Consider the following 250-nt stretch of genomic DNA (forward strand, 5'->3'; position numbering starts at 1 on the left):
ACGGTTCTGGGCGGACCGGGTTCACTACAGTCAACGAAACAAGAATTACATGATTCACGGTGTAACTGGTCCCGATGAGTACGAGAACAACGTTGATAACAATTGGTATACCAACATTTTGGCTCAATGGACTTTGAAATATACCTTGGAGATTCTCAAGGAAGTTTCACCTGAACAAGCTAAAAAGCTAAATGTCAGTGAAGATTAAAAGAAACATTGGCAAGATATTGTCGACAACATGTATCTGCCT

1 protein-coding gene is annotated in these 250 nt (G+C 40.4%); it reads left to right on the plus strand.

Going from position 1 to position 250, the window contains the following annotated elements:
• Window positions 1-208 (plus strand): hypothetical protein (locus CBI42_RS11965; protein ID WP_306425633.1); only part of this gene is annotated, 208 nt, incomplete at its 5' end.
• Between the last annotated feature and the right edge of the window lie 42 nt (window positions 209-250).

Source organism: Streptococcus sp. KR, assembly GCF_002238115.1.
Lineage (GTDB): Bacteria > Bacillota > Bacilli > Lactobacillales > Streptococcaceae > Streptococcus.